The sequence below is a fragment of the Bradyrhizobium sp. Leo170 genome (assembly GCF_004296405.1).
Classification (GTDB): Bacteria; Pseudomonadota; Alphaproteobacteria; order Rhizobiales; family Xanthobacteraceae; genus Bradyrhizobium.
This window is the reverse complement of sequence record NZ_PSRR01000691.1, coordinates 1-1,585: the sequence shown is the minus strand read 5'-3', so window position 1 is coordinate 1,585 and position 1,585 is coordinate 1. Positions and strand designations below refer to the sequence as shown.

1 protein-coding gene is annotated in these 1,585 nt (G+C 65.3%); it reads left to right on the top strand.

Annotated elements, in window-relative coordinates; genetic code table 11:
* A partial coding sequence (locus CWO89_RS44035) for a xanthine dehydrogenase family protein molybdopterin-binding subunit (protein WP_130584363.1) occupies window positions 1–1,355 on the top strand: 1,355 nt, incomplete at its 5' end.
* Window positions 1,356–1,585 lie beyond the last annotated feature (230 nt).

Sequence of the window (1,585 nt, the reverse complement as noted above, 5' to 3'; positions counted from 1 at the left end):
ACTCGGTTGCCTATCGGGCCGAGCTCGAGGACGCGGCGCGCAAGCCCGGCCTCGTCGTGCGCAAGGAAGGTGACGCCGAAGCCGCGCTGAAAGGCGCCGACAAGGTGATCGTGGGCGAGTACTATTTGCCCCACCTTGCCCATGTCGCCATGGAGACGCCGGTCGCGGTCGCCGACGTCAAGGGCGACAAGGTGGAGGTCTGGGCTCCCGTGCAAAGCCCGGGCGGCACCCGCGAGGACGTCGCCAAGACGCTCGGCATCCCCCAAGAGAACGTGACCGTCAACGTCACGCTGCTCGGCGGCGGGTTCGGGCGCAAGTCGAAATGCGACTTCGCGCTCGAAGCCGTGCTGCTCTCGAAAGAGCTCGGCGTGCCGGTGAAGGTGCAGTGGACGCGGGAGGACGATATCCGCAACGGTTTCCTGCACACCGTCTCCGTCGAGCGCATCGAGGCGGGTCTCGACAAGAGCGGCAAGGTGATCGCCTGGCGGCATCGCAGCGTCGCGCCAAGCATCGCCTCGACCTTTGCGGCCGGCACGGTGCACCAGGCGCCGTTCGAGCTCGGCATGGGGCTGGTCGACATGCCCTTCGAGATCGCCAACATCCAGTGCGAGAACCCGGAAGCGGCCGCGCACACCCGCATCGGCTGGTTCCGTTCGGTGTCCAACATCCCGCGCGCCTTCGCGGTGCAGTCGATGGTCGCCGAGATCGCGCAGGCTACCAACCGCGACCCGAAGGACATGCTGCTGGAGCTGATCGGTGCGCCGCGGATCCTCAACCTCACCTCGGTGAAGGATTTATGGAACTATGGCGAGCCCTATGACAGCTATCCGATCGACACCGGACGGCTGCGCAAGGTGGTCGAGCTGGTCGCCGACAAGGGCGGTTGGGGACGGCAGGTGCCCAAGGGCCACGGCCTCGGCATCGCGGTGCACCGGAGCTTCGTCAGCTACATCGCGACCATCGTCGAGGTGGCTGTCGACGACAAGGGCAAGCTGACGGTGCCAAGGGTCGACACCGCGATCGACTGCGGCACCTATGTCAACCCCGAGCGCATCCAGTCGCAGATCGAGGGCGCGGCGATCATGGGCATGAGCCTTGCCAAATATGGCGAGGTCACCTTCAAGGACGGCAAGGTGCAGCAGGGCAATTTCGACGATTACCCGGTGATCCGGATCGACGAAGCTCCTGCCGTGACCAATGTCTACATCGTGCCGCCCGCGAGCCCGGATACGCCGCCGAGTGGCGTCGGCGAACCCGGCGTGCCGCCATTCGCGCCGGCGCTGATCAACGCGATCTTCGCCGCGACCGGCAAGCGCATCCGCGCGTTGCCGATCGGCAAGCAATTGGAAGTGTGAGGCGGAACGTAACTCGCAACAACCGTTTCATCGGTTTGGACGGGAGACGGACCGATGAAACAGATCTCAGCGGCGCTCGCGCTATCGCTACTGTCGGGCGCCTTTCTTTTGAGCGCGCAAGCTGCGAGCGCTCAAACTAACCCGCCGCCGGCCACTGCTACACGGCCGGCAAAGACGCCGAAGGATCAGAGCTCTGTACCAAGCAATGCGCCGAAAGCCACGCGAACCCA